The organism is Altererythrobacter sp. Root672, assembly GCF_001427865.1.
In the GTDB taxonomy this organism is placed as follows: domain Bacteria; phylum Pseudomonadota; class Alphaproteobacteria; order Sphingomonadales; family Sphingomonadaceae; genus Croceibacterium_A.
Genome location: NZ_LMHH01000001.1, coordinates 1,184,095 through 1,203,733 on the forward strand (window position 1 = coordinate 1,184,095; position 19,639 = coordinate 1,203,733).

14 protein-coding genes are annotated in these 19,639 nt (G+C 65.1%); 4 read left to right on the forward strand and 10 right to left on the reverse strand.

Annotated elements, in window-relative coordinates; genetic code table 11:
• Positions 1-11: 11 nt before the first annotated feature.
• Positions 12-2,756 carry a preprotein translocase subunit SecA gene (secA, locus tag ASD76_RS05735; protein ID WP_055919713.1) on the reverse strand — a complete coding sequence of 915 codons (2,745 nt, stop codon included), beginning with the start codon at positions 2,754-2,756 and terminating at the stop codon, positions 12-14.
• An 85-nt stretch (positions 2,757-2,841) separates the two neighbouring features.
• Positions 2,842-3,108, reverse strand: coding sequence for a hypothetical protein (locus ASD76_RS05740; RefSeq protein ID WP_055919716.1), 267 nt, complete (start codon positions 3,106-3,108; stop codon positions 2,842-2,844).
• Between the two features lie 88 nt (positions 3,109-3,196).
• Between ASD76_RS05740 and argJ the strand changes: the two genes are divergently transcribed.
• Both argJ and ASD76_RS05750 read left to right on the forward strand, forming a co-directional pair.
• Positions 3,197-4,423: a bifunctional glutamate N-acetyltransferase/amino-acid acetyltransferase ArgJ gene (gene argJ, locus ASD76_RS05745; protein ID WP_055919719.1), complete on the forward strand. Its 1,227-nt coding sequence runs from the start codon at positions 3,197-3,199 to the stop codon at positions 4,421-4,423.
• Positions 4,424-4,446: 23 nt separating this feature from the next.
• Positions 4,447-5,229 (forward strand): inositol monophosphatase family protein, encoded by a 783-nt coding sequence (locus ASD76_RS05750; RefSeq protein WP_055922987.1) that lies wholly within the window; start codon positions 4,447-4,449, stop codon positions 5,227-5,229.
• 40 nt (positions 5,230-5,269) lie between these two features.
• Here ASD76_RS05750 and trxA read toward each other — a convergent pair whose 3' ends face one another.
• The 8 genes from trxA to ahcY all read right to left on the reverse strand — a co-directional run bounded on the left by trxA (position 5,270) and on the right by ahcY (position 18,091).
• Positions 5,270-5,590, reverse strand: coding sequence for a thioredoxin (gene trxA, locus ASD76_RS05755; RefSeq protein ID WP_055919722.1), 321 nt, complete (start codon positions 5,588-5,590; stop codon positions 5,270-5,272).
• A gap of 58 nt (positions 5,591-5,648) precedes the next feature.
• Positions 5,649-9,110 carry a double-strand break repair helicase AddA gene (gene addA / locus ASD76_RS05760; protein ID WP_200943047.1) on the reverse strand — a complete coding sequence of 1,154 codons (3,462 nt, stop codon included), beginning with the start codon at positions 9,108-9,110 and terminating at the stop codon, positions 5,649-5,651.
• Positions 9,107-12,046: a PD-(D/E)XK nuclease family protein gene (locus tag ASD76_RS05765; RefSeq protein WP_055919728.1), complete on the reverse strand. Its 2,940-nt coding sequence runs from the start codon at positions 12,044-12,046 to the stop codon at positions 9,107-9,109. Before ASD76_RS05765 ends, addA begins: the two co-directional genes overlap by 4 nt.
• A complete protein-coding gene (locus ASD76_RS05770) occupies positions 12,039-12,755 on the reverse strand; it encodes a nucleotidyltransferase family protein (RefSeq protein WP_235506522.1) in 717 nt (238 codons plus the stop codon). Before ASD76_RS05770 ends, ASD76_RS05765 begins: the two co-directional genes overlap by 8 nt.
• Positions 12,752-13,729, reverse strand: a complete 978-nt coding sequence (locus ASD76_RS05775; RefSeq protein WP_055919731.1) for an aminoglycoside phosphotransferase family protein — start codon at positions 13,727-13,729, stop codon at positions 12,752-12,754. The genes ASD76_RS05770 and ASD76_RS05775 overlap by 4 nt, the downstream gene beginning before the upstream one ends.
• Positions 13,726-14,169 carry a tRNA (adenosine(37)-N6)-threonylcarbamoyltransferase complex ATPase subunit type 1 TsaE gene (gene tsaE / locus ASD76_RS05780; protein ID WP_055919734.1) on the reverse strand — a complete coding sequence of 148 codons (444 nt, stop codon included), beginning with the start codon at positions 14,167-14,169 and terminating at the stop codon, positions 13,726-13,728. Before tsaE ends, ASD76_RS05775 begins: the two co-directional genes overlap by 4 nt.
• On the reverse strand, positions 14,166-16,511 hold the full coding sequence (locus ASD76_RS05785; RefSeq protein ID WP_055919737.1) for a PAS domain-containing sensor histidine kinase: 2,346 nt from the start codon (positions 16,509-16,511) through the stop codon (positions 14,166-14,168). The genes tsaE and ASD76_RS05785 overlap by 4 nt, the downstream gene beginning before the upstream one ends.
• Positions 16,512-16,633: 122 nt before the next feature.
• Positions 16,634-18,091 (reverse strand): adenosylhomocysteinase, encoded by a 1,458-nt coding sequence (ahcY, locus tag ASD76_RS05790; protein ID WP_082553768.1) that lies wholly within the window; start codon positions 18,089-18,091, stop codon positions 16,634-16,636.
• Positions 18,092-18,260: 169 nt separating this feature from the next.
• On the opposite strand from ahcY, the gene ASD76_RS05795 reads away from it, so the two are divergent.
• A complete protein-coding gene (locus ASD76_RS05795; RefSeq protein WP_055919740.1) occupies positions 18,261-18,716 on the forward strand; it encodes a carboxymuconolactone decarboxylase family protein in 456 nt (151 codons plus the stop codon).
• Positions 18,713-19,567, forward strand: coding sequence for a sigma-70 family RNA polymerase sigma factor (locus ASD76_RS05800; RefSeq protein WP_055919743.1), 855 nt, complete (start codon positions 18,713-18,715; stop codon positions 19,565-19,567). Before ASD76_RS05795 ends, ASD76_RS05800 begins: the two co-directional genes overlap by 4 nt.
• Positions 19,568-19,639 lie beyond the last annotated feature (72 nt).

A 19,639-nucleotide genomic window follows, 5' to 3' on the forward strand; every position in this document is an offset into this window, starting at 1 on the left:
GATCTGACGGCTCAAGCCGCTCCGTGGCAGTGCTTGTACTTCTGCCCCGAGCCGCACGGGCACGGCGCGTTACGGCTGATGTCGAGGCCTGCGTAAGGATTGCTGTCGCCCTCGGCGCCGCCCGGTCCGACGGTCGGATGCGGAGCGCCCGCGAGCGAGCCAAGGATCGCTTCGGCACCGGCAATCCGGCCGAGGCCTGCGGCATCGTCGGTACCGAAGAACGGATCGATGTGGCCGGTCAGGAATTCGGGCAGCTCAGGCAGCGGCGGCGGCGGTTCGGCCATGCGCAGCTGCGCGGTCATCAACACGCGCGTCACGTCCTCACGGATCGCTTCGAGCATGTTCTCGAACAGGCCGAAGGCTTCCTGCTTGTATTCGTTGATCGGCTGCTTCTGCGCATAAGCGCGCAGGAACACGACCTGGCGCAAGGCATCGAGCGTGGCGAGGTGTTCTTTCCAGTGGTGATCGAGTCGATCGAGCAGGATGCTCTTTTCGACCTGGCGCCAGATGCTCGGATCGGTTTCACCGATCTTCGCCGCCATCTTTTCCTCGGCGAGCGCAACCAGGCGCTCTTCGATGATGTCGGGTTCGACCGCCTCTTCTTCCATCCAGGCGTCGATCGGCGGCTCCATGCCAAGGACGTCGGCGACTTTCTCCCTGAGGGTCTTGATGTCCCACTGCTCCGGATAGGATTCCGGTGGGCAGGCGGTGCCAACCATGGTGTTGATCGCATCCACGCGCATATCGGTGACGACATCGTCGACCGCATCGGCGTCCATGACTTCCGAGCGCTGCTCGTAGATCACCTTGCGCTGGTCGTTCATCACGTTGTCGTATTCGACGACCTGCTTGCGGACTTCGTAGTTGCGCGCCTCGACCTTCTTCTGCGCAGTCTCGATGGCTTTCGAGAGCCACTTGGAGCCGATCGCCTCGCCGTCGGCGAGGTTCGAGTTCATCATCTTGGAGAACAGCGTGTCCGGCCCGAAAATGCGCAGGAGGTCGTCTTCGAGGCAGAGATAGAACCGGCTCAGGCCGGGGTCCCCCTGGCGGCCCGCACGGCCACGCAGCTGGTTATCGATGCGGCGGCTTTCGTGGCGCTCGGTGCCGAGCACGAACAGTCCGCCGGCTTCAAGCACCTTCTGGCGCTCCGCCGCGACTTCAGCCTTAATCCGGTTGATCTCCAGGTCGCGCTTGGGGCCTTCCTCGAGGTCCTTCAGCTCGTCTTCGGTACGGAACTCGACGTTGCCGCCAAGCTGAATGTCGGTGCCGCGGCCCGCCATGTTGGTGGCGATGGTGACCGCGCGAAGGCGACCGGCCTGCGCGACGATGTGGGCTTCCTGTTCGTGGAAGCGGGCGTTCAGGACGGCGTGCTCCACACCTTCCTTCTTGAGATAGCCCGACAGCAGTTCCGACTTCTCAATCGACACGGTGCCGACCAGAACTGGCTGGCCCAGGTCCTGCTTCTCGCGGATCGACTTGGCGATCGCCTGGAACTTGTCGGCAGTGTTCTTGTAGAACTCGTCCTCCTCATCGACGCGCTGCACCGGCAGGTTGGTCGGGATTTCGACGACGTTGAGCTTGTAGATGTCCCAGAACTCGGCCGCTTCGGTCGCGGCGGTGCCGGTCATGCCGGACAGCTTGGGATACATGCGGAAGTAGTTCTGGAAGGTGATCGAGGCCATCGTCTGGTTCTCGGGCTCGATCTTCACCCCCTCCTTGGCCTCCACGGCCTGGTGCAGGCCGTTCGACCAGCGGCGTCCGTCCATCATGCGGCCGGTGAATTCGTCGATGATGACGATCTTCTCGTCCTTCACGATGTAGTCGATGTCGCGCTTGAACATCACGTTGCCGCGCAGCGCCTGGTCGAGGTGGTGCACGACCAAGGTATTCTCAACGTCGTAGAGATTGTCGGTCTCGATCACCCCGTTGGCGATCAACAGCTGCTCGACATGCTCGACGCCTTCCTCGGTCAGCGAGATGTTCTTGGTCTTCTCGTCGGCCTCGTAGAGCTCCGGCGGCAGGGTCTTCACCAGTTGATCGAGCGCGATGTAGAGGTCCGACTTATCCTCGGTGGGACCCGAGATGATCAGCGGGGTGCGGGCTTCGTCGATCAGGATCGAGTCGACCTCGTCGACGATCGCGTAGTTGAACGGACGGTGGACCTGCTGGGTCCGCTCCTGCTTCATGTTGTCGCGCAGGTAGTCGAAGCCAAATTCGTTGTTGGTGCCGTAGGTGATGTCGGCAGCGTAGGCCTCGCGGCGGGCATGCTCGGGCAGGTTGGGCACGATCACGCCGACGGTCAGGCCGAGGAACTGGTGAATGCGGCCCATCCATTCGGCGTCGCGACGAGCGAGGTAGTCGTTGACGGTAACGACGTGGACGCCCTTGCCCTCGATCGCGTTGAGGTAGGTGGCGAGCGTCGCTACCAGGGTCTTGCCTTCGCCGGTGCGCATTTCGGCGATCTCGCCGCGGTGGAGCACGATGCCCCCGATCAGCTGCACGTCAAAGTGACGCATGCCGAGGACGCGCTTGGAGGCTTCGCGAACGGTTGCGAAGGCTTCGGGCAGGATCTGGTCGAGCGTCTTGCCGCCCTCGAGCTGTTGGCGGAACTTGGCGGTCTGTGCCGACAGTTCGGCGTCGGAGAAATCTTCGAGCTGCGGCTCGAGCGCATTGATAGTGGCGACAATTTTGTCGAGCGATTTGACGTAACGGTCATTAGCGGAGCCGAAAACGGCCTTGGCGAGCACGCCGAGCATGGGCGAATCCTGTCTGTAAGAAGCGATGGCGGCCGCGCGCCAAGGCGTGGCCGGAGTTACCGAGCGGAAGTGGGATGTCGCCGCGCTATTCGCGCGCGCGGTCAGCCTGTAGCATCACCGTCGGAACGATGAGCACGATCTTCGGTGGCCTGGGGCACATCTTCGACTGCGAGGCGTCCCTGTCCTGCCGGACCGCGAGACGCGCCGTCGAAGCGCCCGCTTGCGCGGTGCAGGTGTAGCCGACATCAACCGTCCGCACGCTCTCCACGTCGAAAAGCCGCGCTTGCGCAGGCTGCGCGAGCACGGCGAGACCCGTGAGGAGGAACAGAAGAGCGGCTAGCTTCCGAAGCATCGCGGTGAAAGATAGTTCGTGCTCTGGCAAAGGTCCAGCCGGAATGCGCGTTTACGCGGGCACGGCTGGGTATTACAGGCGCTTGCCCATGGACCTCGAACGCTCTCCGCTCGCCCTGCCCTTTCCCGAGATCCCGTCGATCGACGGCGTGACGCTTCGCGTTGCGCGAGCCCACTACAAGTCATGGGACCGCTGCGATCTCACTTATGTCGAGCTCGCCGAAGGCACCACAGTAGCGGGCGTTTTCACCAAGAACGTCTGCTGCTCGAGCGAGGTCGAGCTCGGACGCGAGCAGGCGCGTCTGGGACGGGCCCGAGCGCTGGTGGTGAATGCCGGCAACTCGAATGCCTTTACCGGCTATCGCGGGCGTGAGGCGGTCGAGCAAATAATGGCCCAGGTCGCGGCGCACCTCGAGTGTCTGCCGAGCGACGTCTTTGTGTCGTCCACCGGCGTGATCGGCGTGCCGCTGCCGAAGGACAAGGCGCGTGATGGCGTGGCGTCAGTCCTGCAGGCTCCTGCATGTTCGTGGGAGAAGGCTACTGCAACCATCGGAACAACCGATACTTTTCCCAAAGGCGCCGTAGCTCAAGCCGTGATCGGTGACCGGACGGTCACTATCGGCGGGATCATCAAGGGTTCGGGCATGATCGCGCCCGATATGGCGACCATGCTCGGCTATATATTCACGGATGCCGCGGTCGAGCCGGGATTCTTGCAGCAGTGCCTTTCGGCGGCGAACGAGAGCACGTTCTCCTGCATTACGGTCGATAGCGACACCTCGACCAGCGACACTGTGTTGGCTTTCGCCACTGGCAAGGCCGGAAACACGCCGCTTGCCTCGTTCGAGGACGCCGGGAGCGACGCGTTTGCTGCAGCCCTGCAGGACGTGTGCAAGCGGTTGGGCATGCTCGTCGTGCGCGACGGCGAGGGTGCGCAGAAGTTGATCGAGGTGCAGGTTTCCGGAGCCGTCTCCAATGACAGCGCTCGGCGGATCGGGCTCGCGATTGCCAACTCCCCTCTGGTCAAGACCGCTATCGCCGGCGAGGACGCCAATTGGGGCCGCGTGGTCATGGCTGTCGGCAAGGCTGGAGAGCCCGCCGACCGCGACAAGCTGTCGATCGGATTCGGCGGGGTCTGGGCTGCGAAGGAAGGCCTGCCGCTCGCCGATTACGACGAGGCACCAGTTGCCGCGCACCTCAAGGGGCGAGAGATTGGAATCGAGGTGGATCTGGGCCTCGGCGAAGGCCGCGCGACCGTGTGGACCTGCGACCTGACCCACGGCTACATCGCCATCAACGCGGATTATCGCTCGTGACCCCGGACGTCCTTCATCGCACGATGCAAGACCTGCTGCGCGACGTAACGCAACGGGCGATCCTTCCCTACTACCAGAAGCTCGCCGCGGACGAGATCACCGCCAAGGCGGTCGACGACGTCGTGACGGTGGCGGACAACCTTGCCGAGGAGATGCTCGCCGAGGGCCTGGCCAAGATCGTCCCGGGCCTCCCCATCGTTGGCGAGGAGGCAGCACATGCCGATGCCTCGGTGCAGGATCGGCTTTCGAGTGACTGCTGGATCGTCGACCCGCTCGACGGCACGCGCAACTTTGCCAAGGGCCAGCCTCCGTTCGGCATCCTGATCGCCATGGCCTCGGGCGGGGAGGCGCATTCCGGGTGGATCTACGACTGCCTGACCGACCGGATTTGCATTTCCCACCGCGGCAAGGGCGCCTTCGTCAACGGTGAGAAGATCACCGCCCGACCGACAGGCGAAACTCCGCCGGTCGCGGCGATCTCGCTGATCTTCATGGATGGCGCGCGGCGGGAAGCTGTGAAGGAAGCCGCAGCCGGATACCGCCTGGTCGATGTCCCCTATTGCGCCGCCGAACAGTACCCGCGCCTGGCGTTGGGTGTGAACGACGTCTCGATCTTCGAACGCACGCTCGCCTGGGACCACGCCGCGGGCGTACTGTGGCTCAACGAAGCTGGCGGCAAAGCAGCGCGGCTCGATGGCTCACCCTACCGGGTGGACGAATGGGCCCGCAAAGGCCTGCTTGGTGCGGCGTCGCCGGCGCTGTGGGAAGAGATGGCGAACCGGCTGGCAAACCTGCCGCCGGAATAGCGCCTGTGCCCCTCCCGCAAGCGGGAGGGGAAAAGCAGTCTTAAATAACGCTCTCGATCCAGCCCTTGAGCTGGCTCTTCGGCGCAGCGCCGAGCTTTTGCGCGACGGGCTGGCCGTTCTTGTAGAGGATCATCAGCGGGATCGACTGCACGCCGATCTGCCCGGGCACTTCCGGGTTCTCCATGATATCCATCTTGGCGATGGTCACCTGGCCGGCCAGTTCCTCGGCGATTTCTTCGAGCGCAGGGGCGATCATTTTACACGGGCCACACCAATCCGCCCAGAAATCGACCAGCACCGGAGTCTCGGAATCGAGGACATCCGCCTGGAAGCTGGCATCGGTAACGTTCTTGGTGGCCATGTCTTAGCTCCTGTTCTTGGATCGATTATCTAGGCAGCCTGATCCAAGTGGCAACGGCTCAATTCACAAAGCTTTCCTGCTCCGGGGTCAAGCCGGCGTTGAGGCCAGGCCGGTGTGCCTCGATAAGTTCGGCCGGAATCGGGATCAGTTGAGGTGTCTGGGTATAGAGCACCGCCGCCTCGATCCTGCGGCCCGGGTAGATCGCCGCCAACGCCGCGGCGTAGGCCGCCATCTGGCGCAGCGTCGAATGCGGAACCTCCTCGATCGATCGCGGCGGACGGCGCGCGGTCTTGAAATCGGCGACGAGCACACGGCCGGGCTCAACCAGCAAGCGGTCAGCCGTCCCAGCAATGACTTGCCCGCCTACGACCGCAGCAAGCGGCACTTCGGCCAGCGCGGCCGGCGAGAACAACTCGGCCCACTGCGGCTCTGTCAGCACGGCCAGCGCACGCGAGACGATATCCTGGCGGTCATCTTCGGTCAGAGTGGCGGCATTGCGTGCCAGCCAGGCAAGCGCCCTTGCCTCCCGCTGGTCAGGCCAGACATCGGGCAGACGTTCGAGCAGCCGGTGGATCAGCACACCGCGCTGGGCTGCGGCGGCCAATACCCCGCCAGGCAACGGCGGATCGGCCCCTTGGTCCTCTCCCACCGATGAAGGCGCGAGGGGCCTAGGTGGGCGCGGCTCCGGTCCGACAGGTTGCACCGCCCACGCAGGCAGGGCTGGCGGAATGGCAAGCTTAGCCCGCAGCGGCTTACCAACGACAAGGGCACGCTCACCGAGTTCTCGGAGTTCGCCCCATATCGGATCCGCCACGGGTTCGCCCTGCACCAGCAGGTTGAGCCGCGCGTACCAGCTGTCCGCCGCCGGTTCCTTCTCCCGCTTCCCGAGCGCGCCGCCGATGAACAGCGCCTCCTCCGCGCGAGTCATGGCGACGTAGAGCAGCCGCCAATGTTCCTCCCGCTCGGCCTTCTTGGCCACTTCCGCCGCCTCGGCGATGCGGCCGACGCGCTGGTCCTTGCTCAGGTCGAGGACGGGAATTGTCCGGTCACCGAGGGGCTCCTTGAGCGACAGGCCCCTCTGCAGCGACTTGTCGGGATCGCCCGTTGCGTCGGCGAGGATCACGATCGGCGCCTGCAGCCCCTTGGAGCCGTGGACGGTCATCACCCTGACGAGGTTTTCAGACCCTCCGGCCTCACGCTTCAACTCGCCTTCGCCGGCATCGAACCACTGGATGAAGCCCTGGATGCTCGGCGTGTTCGAGGCCGAGAAAGCCAACGCGGCGTTGAGCAATTCGTTGATCGGATCGTTGGCTTCCCGGCTCAAGCGGCCAACCAGCTTGCTGCGCCCCTGCCATGGCCCCACCAGCAGCCACTGCAACAAGGCCTGCGGCGGCTCGAAATCGGCACGAGCCAGCAGCGGATCGAGCAACTCGCGCAGCATCGCGACATCGGCATGGCGCGAGCGGCGCAAGTGATCCCACAGCGGCACCTTGGGCGGCCGGTATCCGTGCTCGAGCAACTGCTCCTGGCTCCATCCGACAAGCGGAGACACGAGCAGCGCAGCGAGGCTGAGATCGTCGAGCGGCTGAGCTGCGAAACGCAGCGCCGCCATCAGGTCCTTCACCGCCAGCGGCGCGCCGAGCCTCAATCGGTCGACCCCCGCCACCGGCACACCCGCGGCGTGAAGCCGGGCAACGATCAGACCCGCAAGCTCCCGGCGCTTCCTCACCAGCACCATGAAATCGCCCGGCGCGGCGGTGCGTCCGCCTTCCTTCGCCAGGGCAAAGCGGCCGATCATCGACTTGATCTGCTCGGCGATCTTGTCCGCCATCCGTCTTTCAGGCGCGGAAAGCCAGGTCTCCGGACCCTCCCCGTCGTCTTCATCGTCCGGCCGCGAGTTTATCGGGTTCCACAATGTGACGAGGCCGGGCCGCTCGTGGCCGACATGCTGCCCCGGCACATCCTTCAAACCGAAGTTCTCAGGCCCGATCGCCTCGATGGCGGTATCCACGAAATCGAGCACCGGCTGGGAGGTGCGGAAGGATCGACCGAGACCAAGTTCGACGAGCTCGCGCGCTTCGATCGGTTGGCGTAGCTCGGCGGCGTTGCGCGCCAGTTCGGCCATCTCGCGGGCATAAGCGGTCTTGGCGGCTTCGAAGTTTTCCGGGCTGGTTCCCTGAAAGCCGAAGATCGCCTGCTTGTAGTCGCCGACGACAAAGATCGTCCGCAGCTTGTTGTCGCGCTGCCCTTCCCCGGTGAAAAACTCGCCCGTCAGCGCGCGGATGATCTCCCACTGTGCCTCGTTGGTGTCCTGCGCCTCGTCGACCAGGATGTGATCGAACTGCCGGTCGAGCTTGTACGCGATCCAGCGCCCGGTGCTCTCCGACTTGAGCAGTCCGGCTGCGCGACGGATCAGGTCGTCGAAGTCGACTAGTCCTTCCCGCTGCTTGGCCTCTTCCCAGGCCAGCGCGAAACAGCGGCCCACGGTGAGCGCGGGCGTGAGCATGTCCACGAGGGCGAGGAGCTGCTGCCGCTGCCGGACCGCTTCAAGACCATCGCGCACCCGATGCGCCATGCCTTCATAGTTGGCGTCGAGCTTCTCGAGCGACTTGAGCGAGCGGATCTCGCCCTTCTGGGTGAACAAGGCCGCGGCAAGCTCGGCTGACGCTTCCGCGCGGCCTATGGTGTCGGCGGACAGCCACCCTTCAATCGCCTCCGCACTCTTGAGGCCAGTTGCCGTTCCCCAGGCGCGATTGACCTCCAGGCACCGAGTGAGGGCCGCGCAATCGAACAGCCCATCGTCGCACAGCGCGGCCACGCTCTCGGGCCCAGCGCCGATTTCAAGGCCGAGCAGCGCCTCGACACGATTGCGCAGCGGCTCCTGCCAGGAACCTGGCCCGAACCACGCCTCACGCGCTTCGGCGCAGCGCATCAGCCAGCCCCGCGCCTTGTCGGGGCCGAACCTCAGCGACAGCCCCTCAAGCGCAGCGATCGAGCCTGAATCGCCGCGTTCTTCCCACTCCACGAGCAGATCGGCGAGGACCTGATGCGCGAGCAATTCCCGGTCTCGGTCCTCCATCGCCCGAGTGCCGGGAATGAGGCCTGCTTCCTCGGGAAAGGCGCCGAGCAGCCACTGGGCAAAGGCATGGATCGTATCGATCCGCAGCCCGCCACCCGGACAGTCGAGCACGCTGGCGAACAAAGTCCTCGCGCGTTCGATCACTTCGGCGGTCGGGTTGGCCCCAATGTGTTCGAGTTCGGCGAATAGCCTGGTCCGTTCGAGCCGGACCCAGCGGGCGAGCACCGAACTCACGCGCTCCGCCATCTCCGCGGCGCCGGCCTTGGTGAAAGTCAGGCAGAGGATGTTCTCCGGACGAACGCCGGGCGTCAGCAACAACCGCAGCACGCGGGCCGAGAGGACTTGCGTCTTGCCGGTGCCGGCCGAGGCGGACAGCCATACGCTGTCCGACGGATCGACGGCTCTGGCCTGGTCGCCTTTGAGGGGGTGGACCTGGCTCATTCGCGGCCCATCCACTCGTCGAGGCGCATGAGTTGGTCGTAAGTGTCGTACCCCGGCGCATCGGGGTTCAGCCGGGCCGTGAAAGGCTCGTCGCCTAGAATCCAGCGGTCGAGCGCCTCGTTGAGATAGCGCGAGGCTTCGGGCAGGAAGTCCTCTACTGGGATGCCGACGCGCTTGTTGCCTTCAAGGATCGGCGTGGTGACGTAGCCGAACCCGGTCTCGCTCTCCTTGCTGGAGCCGAGCGACCAGTACTCGAACCTCACGGGCTCGCCCTGCACTTTCTCGAACGCGCCCCGTTCGGCCATCAAGCCCAGGGTTCCGAGTTGCAGCGCATAACCCGCCTCGACTTCGCGGCCGCTTGGCGGAGCACCGGTCTTGTAGTCGACGATGGCGAGCGTGCCGTCGGCGAAGCGGTCGATGCGGTCGGCCTTGCCGAATATCTCGACCCCGCGGACCTCCATCTTGCCCCAGTCCTCGATCACGGTCGGGACACGCGCGGGATCCGCGGCGATCTGCCCCTCGACCCATTCGAGGGCCTTGAGCAGCCGGGGCCGCCACAGCGCTCGCATCAGCGGGTGTGCGTTCATCTGACGCAGTTCGTCGGCGGCGAGGGTATCCAGCGTCCCTTCACCGTTGTGCCAGCGCTCGAGGATCTTGTGCGCGACTTCACCGCGCCAGGCGGGCGAAGGCTCTGCGTCGAGGGCGTCGAGCTCCTTCAGGCGCAGGATCGAGTTGGCGTAGAACTGGAACGGGTCGGAGCGCAGGCGATCGAGCGCGGTAACGCTGATGCGCACCTGACGCTGCTCTGCCAAGGGACTGGGCTCGGGGCGGGGATGCGGTTCGGCCGGTTTTCCGTCGTCGAGCGAGCGCGCGAGTTCGGGGATCCCGGTTTCGAGGTGGTTCTTGAGCAAGTCCTCACCAAGCAAGGCCTGCACACGCAGCCAGAACCGGCTCGCAATCGCCGGACCGCCGCCATCGCGCCGGGCGCGGCTGAGCACGACTTCGGGCGCTCCGAGTAGGCCGGCGAGGTCATGCGCGGCGAGGCCAATGCGGAAGTCTGCACCCGGCACTCCCAGCGCCCGCAGAACCGCCGGGGCAAGCAACGGATCGGGCGCCGGAGTGGCCGGCCATACGCCCTCGTTGAGTCCGGCGCAGATCACCAGCTCGGCCCGCGTCATGCGCGATTCGAGCAAGCCGTAGACCGCCACTCGCGAATGCCCACCGTAAGGCGGCCGCACGGCGACACGGTCCATCGCCTCGCGCAGAACCGACGGCAAATCGGCGGTGTCGAGGCGGGTGCCGACATCGCGAGCCTGCAGCCGCAAGTCCTCCACAAGTGCCGACAGAGCGCGACCGTCCTCGCGAGCCCACAGCCCTTCTCCGCACAGCGTCTCGCCCGCGAGGATCAAGCGGTCGAGTTGGTCGGCAAGCAGCGCCTCTCCCGGCTCGACGAGAGGTGCGAGAATCGCCTCAACCTCAGACCACCACGGTGCAACCTGGGCCTCCTGAGCGACCTCGCGCAATGGCTCCAAGCCGGGCGCCGAGCGAGGACCGCGCAAGGCGAGCTCCAAGGCACGGGCGGCGTCGAGCCAGTCCCCACGCCCTTCGCCGGCGCGGACCAGTGGATGTTCGAGCAAGGCGACCAGCGCCACCGGTGCCGCTTGCTCCGCCCCGACTTCCGCCAGCAGCAACAACAGGCGTCCCGCCGCCGTTTGCGACAGCGCACGACCGGCGGAATCGTCGGCCTCAATGTTCCAGCGCCGCAAGTGCTGCACCACTCTGGCAGCGAGCCCGCGATCGGGTGTGACCACCGCGACCCGCTTCTCCGGTTGCTCGAGCGCCTCTCGCACCAGCAGCGCAATGGCCTGGGCTTCCTCCTCCGGGTGATCGGTCAACATCAGGCGCACGCCCGAGAGCCGCCGCCGCTCCGGTGAAAGGCCTGCCCATTCCTTGCTCGCCTCGGGCGGCAGGAACAGGCTGGAAATGGCGTGACTGCGCTCGGGCGGCCCTTTGCCAAGTCCTGCCCGATGCCACGGCTGCACCTCGTCGCGCGCGACGCGCATGCGGTTGAGCAGCAGCTTGAGGTGGTATTGCGGATGCGTCACCGCATCGCCGCGCATCATCGGTTGTTCGGCGTCCGGGGCACCCGCGACGCCAAGCTCGTCCCAAACCTCCGCGCTCATCGACAGGTCGAGATCAGGCAGGACGACCGCGCCGTCCGGCAACCGCGCCACCGTCCGCAGCAGCGCCGCGACGCCCTTGGCCGCGCTGGTCACTCCTGCGGCGACGATCGGAGTCGGCGGCGGATCGGCCCGCCAACGCTTGGCGGCGTAGCGGAACAGCCGGTTGCGCCGATCGGCGGGATCGACCTCCCCGCGGGCCATCAGCTCCTGGTACCAGCGGTCCTGCACGATCATGAACAGCGCCAGGCTGCGCTTCCAGTTGTCGGCCATGTCGCCCAGCAGGCCCATGAGTCGGTCTTGGTAGAGCTCCTCGGGACCGATCTCCTCGACCAGCAGGCGATCCATCGCCCGCCCCATCTCGAAGGCCAGGCGCAGCAGCGCGCTGCCCTTGGGTGCCTTGTCACCCTGCGTCTCGCGAATGATTTCTGCCAGACGCAGCCAGCGGCGCGTGAGGTCGGCAGCCGGGGGAATGCCGTCACCCGCCCCCAGCGGATCGAGCAGTGGCCCCAGCGTCTCGTCGAGATCAAGGTCGCCAACCACCACCATGCGCGGCATCAGCAGCCCGGTGCCCGAATGGCGGATGAAGGCCTCGCTCATGGTCCGCACTGCGCGGCCACTCGGCAGGAGCAGCGTCAGGCGGGTGAGACCGACCTCAGGATCGGCGTAGCGCGGCACCAGCCCGGCCACGAGCGCATCGGCGAACCCGCGATGCGCGGCTATCGAATAGACATTTGGCCCTGGACGGTCAGGCACCGGCCAAGGCCGCCTCCGTCGGTGCTATCGCCTCGGGATCGCCGACTTCGAACCACTCGCCGGTGAAGGCTATTCCGAAAAGGCGCCCTTCCTCGATTGCCCGATCCCACAACGCGAGCGTCGAGAACGGCCCTTCCGGCGCATCGCGGAGCAGGCGTTTGGAGACAATTTGAACGCCGGTATAAATGAACGGCGCGATCCGACCGGAGAGGCGGCGAGTCAGCCTGCCCTTGCCGTCGACTTGGAAATCGCCCTTCCCGCGAAAGTTTGAGGCCCGGGTATGCGACACCAGCAACAGCAGCGCATCCATCCGCTCCGGGTCCCACACCTGCGAAAGCTCCGCAAAGGCGTTGGTAGGGCCATCGAGCCAAATGTTGTCGCTGTTCACGCAGAAGAATGGATCGGGCAACAGGTCCTGCGCGTTCACCATTCCACCACCGGTTTCGAGCAGGACGGCTCGCTCGTCAGAGAATGTCACCGCAGGCGCGACGCGTCCTGCGAGGTGCTCCTCGATCATTTCGGGGAAGTAGTGAAGGTTGACCACTGCGCGAGCCACCCCCGCCTCGGCCAGGCGATCGAGCGCATGGTCGATAAGCGCCTTGCCGGCGACCTGGACCAACGGTTTGGGACGGTCGTTGGTCAGCGGACGCATGCGAGTACCCAGCCCAGCGGCCAGGACCATGGCGGTGTCTGAAGCCAGCTCGGTCACTTGATCTCACCACCGCCGGTTTCGCGCAGTTCCTGCGGCACATTGGCGGCGAACCATTCTGCCACCGGAGCAAGCGCCGGATGCGCCAGATCGCGCTCCATGGCTTCCCACACGCGCGGGATCATCGACAGGTAACGCGGCTTGCCATCGCGCAGCCACAGGCGTGCGAAAATTCCTACGATCTTGGCATTCCTCTGCGCACCGAGCCGGGCGTAGTCCGCTTCAAAGTCCGGCCCGGCATTCACTTGGGCCAGATACCGGTCGAGCATCTTGCGCTCCAACTCCGGCGAAACATCGCGCCGGGCGTCCTGCAGCAGCGAGACCATGTCGTAGGCCGGATGGCCGACCAGCGCGTCCTGGAAATCGATCAGCCCTTGCTCCCCATCCGGAAGCAGCATGATGTTCTCCGCGTGGTAATCGCGAAGCACGGTCACGCCTGGGTGCTGGCGAGCGAGCATCGGCTCGAGCACCTCATTCCACGCTTCGCGCCAGCCCTCGCTATCAACCGAGAGCTTCATCGCGGGGCAGTACCACTCGGTGAATAGCCCCACCTCACGCTGATAGACGGCCATGTCGTAAGGCTCGAACGGCCCCGGAGCGCAGGCGTGCAACTCAACCAACGCATCCACCGCCCGGCTGTAGATCGCTTCCTCGGCGTGCTGGTTCTCGTCGAGCCAATCGCGCATGCGGTCGGCGCCGAAATCCTCGATCAGGACCAGGCCCCGCTCAGCCTGCTCGGCGTAGATTATCGGCGCGCGCAGGCCGTTGGCGGTGAGCCACTTGCCCACATGAAGGAAAGGGCCCGGATCCTCGTGAGGCGGCGGCGCGTCCATCAACATCGCACTTCCGGCATCGCTTCGGATGCGGAAGTAGCGGCGAAAGCTGGCGTCGCCGGGCAAGGGCTCGACGATCGAACCGCTCCACCCTGCACCCTCTAGAAACGCCTCGAGACCATCCGGCAGTTCTGAATTCATGGAAGGCGCCCTAGCCAATCAGCCCCCGGTTCGACAATCGCCCTGCGACCGCTACCCGCAATTTCCAGCGTGACGGAGAGGCATCCTGGCTCATGGGCAAATCCGCCCGCCTGCTCAGGCCACTCCGCAATCAGCACTGCCCCCTCGCGATAATCGTCGAGGCCCAACTCGTCCGCCTCCTTCGGCCGCTCCAATCGGTAGAAGTCGGCGTGGACCAGCGGCAAGCGGACGGACGGCGGATCATAGGTCTCGAGAATCGTGAACGTCGGCGACGGCACTTCGCCTTCATGGCCAAGCGCGGCAATGACCGATCGAGCGAGCGTGGTCTTGCCCGCGCCAAGGCCGCCTGAGAGCGCGACGACATCGCCCGGCTGCAGTCTCGCCGCGATCCGCTGGCCTAGCTGCTCCATCGAAGCGAGGTCCGGCAGGTCGATGGTCACGGCAACACGATGGTGGCTGTCGTGCCGGAGCCCTTTTCCGACTGCAGCTCAAGCCGGCCGCCGTGGGCTTCGATCAGTTGCCGGGCGAGCGGCAGGCCAAGCCCGCCACGCCGGCTCTCAGGCTTGCCATCTGCGCCCATTCGATAGCCATCGAGGGCCCGTGCGAGCTCGCTCGGCTTCATGCCCGGGCCATTGTCGGAAACCACGATCCGCACACCCTGCTTGCGACGGGAGAGCGCGACGAGAATGCGGCCGCCATTCGGCGCCGCCTTGATCGCATTGTCGAGAAGGTTGCCGATGGCGCGCTTCAGCTGACGAGTATCGGCCATGATCGAGCCCGCTGAGCGATCGCCGCGCAAGTCGAGCGTCAGGCTCTTCTCTTCGATTGCCTCTTCGCGTTCGCGTACGATTTGGGTGACGAAAGTCAGGAGCTCGGTTTCCTCGGTCGCGATCGGCAGCAGCCCGGCTTCGCTTTGCGTCAGGTCGAGCACACTTTCGATCTGGGCGCTCAGCCGTCCAACCGAAGCGAGGATCGCAGCCACATACTCCTGCCCCTGGTCGCTCAACTGCCCGGCGACGCCGGTCTGCAAAAGCTCGGCAAAACCGCCGATGGAGGTCAGCGGCGTGCGGAACTCGTAGGACATGTTGGCGAGGAACCGCGTCTTGACCGCATCGGCCTCTTCCAAAGCCGTATTGCGTTCGCGCAGGGCATCCTCGGCCTTCTTGCTGTCGGTGACGTCGAGAACCGTAAGCAAACCGTTCCCGTCGGGCAGAGGCACGCCGGCAAACTCCAGGGTGCGGCCGTTCGAGAGTTGCACCCGCCCGCCGCGCTGCTTGCGATCGAGCGTGGCCGCGCGCACGACTTCGCCGATAGCTTCCCGCTGGCCAGGCCGCGCGAGTTTCGAACCGATGCGTTCGAGCAGGGATTCGATCCTCGGATGTTCGTCGAACCATTCCTCCGGCAATCCCCAGATCTCGGGGAAGCGGCGGTTCCACAGCTGCATGCGGCCGTCCGGCGCAAACACCGCGAGAGATTCGAACAGGCTGTCGAAGGTGGCCGTGCGCGTGCGCAAGAGCGTATCGCGCCCGGCGGACAACGCCAGTTGCTCGGAACGGTCTTCGGCGACCATGAACAACCCGCCATCGGGCAAAGGCTGGGCAACGATGCGCAGGTGTGTGCCATCCGACAGGGTCCAGGCATCCTCGTTCGCCTCGCCGGCCGTGAACCAACCGCCCAGCTCACGGCGCCAGACCGGAAAGTCACGCACTTCGGGCAATCGCCCGGCCTCACGCGCGGTATCGAGGAAGCGGTCGAACTTGAGCGGATCGAGCCGGGCCGCAGGCGGCATCGCGAAGATGCGTTGGAAAGGCTGGTTGGCGAACGTCAGCAGGCGATCCGCATCGAACTGCGCCACGCCGATCGAGAGCTGGTCGATGATCTGGCGCTGAGCCTCGCGGAAGGCGCGGAATTCGCGCGCCTGTTCCTCCATCTCTTCGATGTCGATCGCATAGCCCGCAACGCCTTCCTTGCCGAGCGGCAGGTCGCTGACCCGCAAGGTGCGGCGTTGGGTGCCGACAGTGGCCTGGACGATGCGCTCGACCGGCAGATCCTTGTCAGCCGCCTGGCGCGCGACTTGTGCCGCGCTGAGCCCGTCGACCACTTCGATCAGTTCGATCTGCTTCTTGACGCAATCCTCGGCGCTCTCGCTGCCGACCGCTTCGACATAGGCGCTGTTGACGAGGCGCAGCTTCATGTCCGGACCGCGGAACCACATCGGCGTGGGTGCGGCCTCGATCAGGCCGACAAGCGCGGCAAAGTCGGTCTTTGCCCTGGCGGTTTCGCTGCGCAAGCGCGCCAGCTCGCCCTGGCTTTCGGAGAAATCGAACCACCACAACAACGCCGCTCCGTTCGGGGCGATGACGGAGTCGGCCAGATGGCAACGGATCGCCAGGCTCTTGCCCGAACCGCGCGGCGTCGCGACCATGCTGAAGGGAGCGGCAGTCTTCTGCGTCTTGCGTACGGCATCGCGCAGTTGCTCGAGGTCGTCGGCCTCAAGGCCGCCCGCCTCCCCACCGTCGAGTTCGCTCAGGTATCCAGGAAGCTTTTGCAGCCCCAGCCAGGCCGCAAGCCGTTCTGGCCCTTCGATCTTGCCGTCAGACTTCACCAGTAGCGGAATCGCGGGCGAATCGTCGATCATCCGCGTCAGCCGGCGCGCAGTCGACCGGGCCGTGCGCGCGTGGCGAGCGCGGCTTTGCGCCGCCAGTACCAGCCAGACCGCGCCAAAAGTCCACGCCGCCAACAGGAGGCCGAGCATGACCAGCGCGACAGGAGATAATTCCATGACCTGTCAGCTATTAGCGCGGAGGGGGTGATGCAATGCCCGAAGCCGCCTCCTGCACGACTATTGAGGCCGAATGTGCCCAGTCACCCCCGCCGAAGCGGGGGTGACGAGCGTTTACGAGATCAATAGCGGTAATGGTCGGCCTTGAACGGCCCATTTGCCGGCACGCCGATGTAGTCGGCCTGGCGCTGGCTCAGCTTGGTCAGCTTGGCGCCGAGCTTGTCGAGGTGCAGCGCAGCGACCTTCTCGTCGAGGTGCTTGGGCAGGATGTAGACGTCGTTCTGGTATTCGCCGCTCTTGGTGAAGAGCTCGATCTGCGCCAGCACCTGGTTGGTGAAGCTGCAGCTCATGACGAAGCTCGGGTGGCCGGTGGCGCAGCCGAGGTTCACCAGGCGACCCTTGGCGAGAATGATGATCTTCTTGCCGTCCGGGAAAGTGACCAGGTCGGTGCCCGGCTTCACTTCCGACCAATCGTAGTTGTCGAGCGCGGCGATCTGGATCTCGCTGTCGAAGTGACCGATGTTGCAGACGATGCTCATCGGCTTCATCGCCTTCATGTGCTCGGCGGTGATCACGTCCTCGTTGCCGGTCGCGGTGACGAAGATGTCGCAGCGCTTGACCGCTTCTTCCATCGTCACGACTTCGTAGCCTTCCATCGCCGCCTGGAGCGCGCAGATCGGATCGATCTCGGTCACCATCACGCGCGCACCGCCATTGCGGAGGCTGTCGGCCGAACCCTTGCCAACGTCACCGAAACCGGCGACGCAAGCGACCTTACCGGCCAGCATCACGTCGGTCGCGCGACGGATCGCGTCGACCAGCGATTCCTTGCAGCCATAGAGGTTGTCGAACTTCGACTTGGTCACGCTGTCGTTCACGTTGATCGCCGGGAACGGCAGCTTGCCCTGCTTGGCCAGGCTATAGAGGCGATGGACGCCGGTGGTGGTTTCCTCCGACACGCCGCGGATCGCCTGGACCGTCTTGGTCAGGTAGCCCGGCTTGGCCTTGAGGTAAGCATTGAGCGCGCGAACGAACTCGATTTCCTCGGCATTGGAGGGTTCGAACAGAGCTTCGCCAGCTTCGACGCGAGCGCCCCACAACGCGAACATGGTCGCATCGCCGCCGTCGTCGAGGATGATGTTGCAAGTGGAGTCATCACCCCAGTCGAAGATCCTGCCGACGTAATCCCAATAATCGGCCAGGCTCTCGCCCTTGATAGCGAACACCGGAATACCCTGCGCCGCGATGGCGGCAGCAGCGTGGTCCTGGGTCGAGAAGATGTTGCAGGTGGCCCAACGGACCTCGGCGCCGAGCGCGACGAGCGTCTCGATCAGCACGGCGGTCTGGATGGTCATGTGCAGTGAGCCGGTGATCCGCGCGCCCTTGAGCGGCTGCGAAGCGCCAAATTCCTCGCGCAGAGCCATCAGGCCCGGCATCTCGGTTTCGGCAATGGCGATTTCGGCCCGGCCATAGTCGGCCTGAGAGATGTCCTGGACGATATAGTCTTGTTCAACGACGGCAGCGGTAGCCACGGTGCAACACTCCTGTGCTTTGGGGTGAAGGCGCAGCCGGGGCTCCATGCCGACGCCGATATCGCGAACGCACATAGTCGGTCACGCCCCGCATGGCAAACCCGGCTTCCGCGATCCGCTGGCTGAATAGGTGGAACGAAAAAGTTCGGCAGCAATGTCACATCCAGGTTCGCTGCCTCGTCAATGCATCATTCCTAGCGATGAAACGGATGCAATCATGACGAAACGCCTTAATCCCTACACCGCCGCGCCGGAACTCATGAAGGCCTGGCTTGCCCACTCGACCGAGGTTGCCGAAAGCGGGCTTGAGAAGCCCTTGGTCGAGCTCGTGAAAATTCGCGCCTCCCAGATCAACGGCTGCGCGAATTGCCTTAACATGCATACATTTGAGGCGCGCCAGGCCGGGGAGACCGAACAGCGGCTCGCTCTGCTGAGTGCGTGGGAAGAAGCGCCGTGCTTCAGCGACCGCGAACGTGCCGCGCTGGCCTGGACCGATCATCTCACACTGGTTGCCAAGAAGCGCGCGCCTGCCCACGTCTATGCCCGACTGGACGAGCTGTTCAGCAAGGAAGAACAAGTGAAGCTGACCCTGATGATCAACGTGATCAATGGCTGGAACCGGCTCGCGGTTGCTTTCGAATTGTTCGATCCGGGGCTAGGCTGGAAGGCATGAACGAGGCCGCCGCTCAGTTCGAGGCATTGAGGCCACGGCTCTTGCGCGTTGCCTATCGTATGCTCGGCTCGATGGGCGATGCCGAAGACGTGGTGCAAGACGCGTGGATACGCTGGCAGGCGGCAGATCGCGCAGTCGTGCGTACGCCCGAAGCTTTCCTGCGCCGCGTGGTCACACGGCTGTGTCTCGACCAACTCAAATCGGCGAGGACGCAGCGCGAAGATTACGTTGGAACCTGGCTGCCCGACCCGGTGGTGGAGGCCGATGATGTGGAAGACGTGACACTTCCGCTCATGCTCGCACTCGATCGGCTCTCCCCGCTGGAACGCGCGGCCTTCCTGCTTCACGACGTCTTCGGCGAGAGCTTCGAGCAGATCGGAGACACCCTCGGCCGCGATGCCGCCGCGTGCCGCCAACTCGCCAGCCGGGCCCGCGAGCACGTGAGAGCAGAAAAGCCGCGCTTTCCTGTCGACCGCGCCCACGGGATGGAGATCGCCGAGGCCTTCTTCGCCGCCTCGCGCGAAGGCGACACCGCACGGCTCGGGACGATGTTGGCGACGGACGTCGGGTTCTATTCGGACGGCGGCGGCAAGCGGCCAGCCGTGGCTCGCGTGATGCGAGGGGTCGGCGAGGTAGCACGGACTTACGCGGCCCTCGCCCGGCTGACTCGCGGCTATAGGGGGGCGCTGATCCGCTTTGCTTTTGTAAATGGCCTTCCCGGCTTCATCACGCGCGAAGCTGACGGCGTGCTGCAGACTACGGCGCTCGTGATCGAAGAAGGCAAGGTCCGGGCCATCTATGTCATGCGCAACCCCGACAAGCTCCAGCATCTGGAAAGCGCGCTTCATTAGCCGTCACTTCGTTCGCGGTTGCGCACCGAGCGGCAGAACCTATGTACGCATGCGCACTCACACAGGAGAACG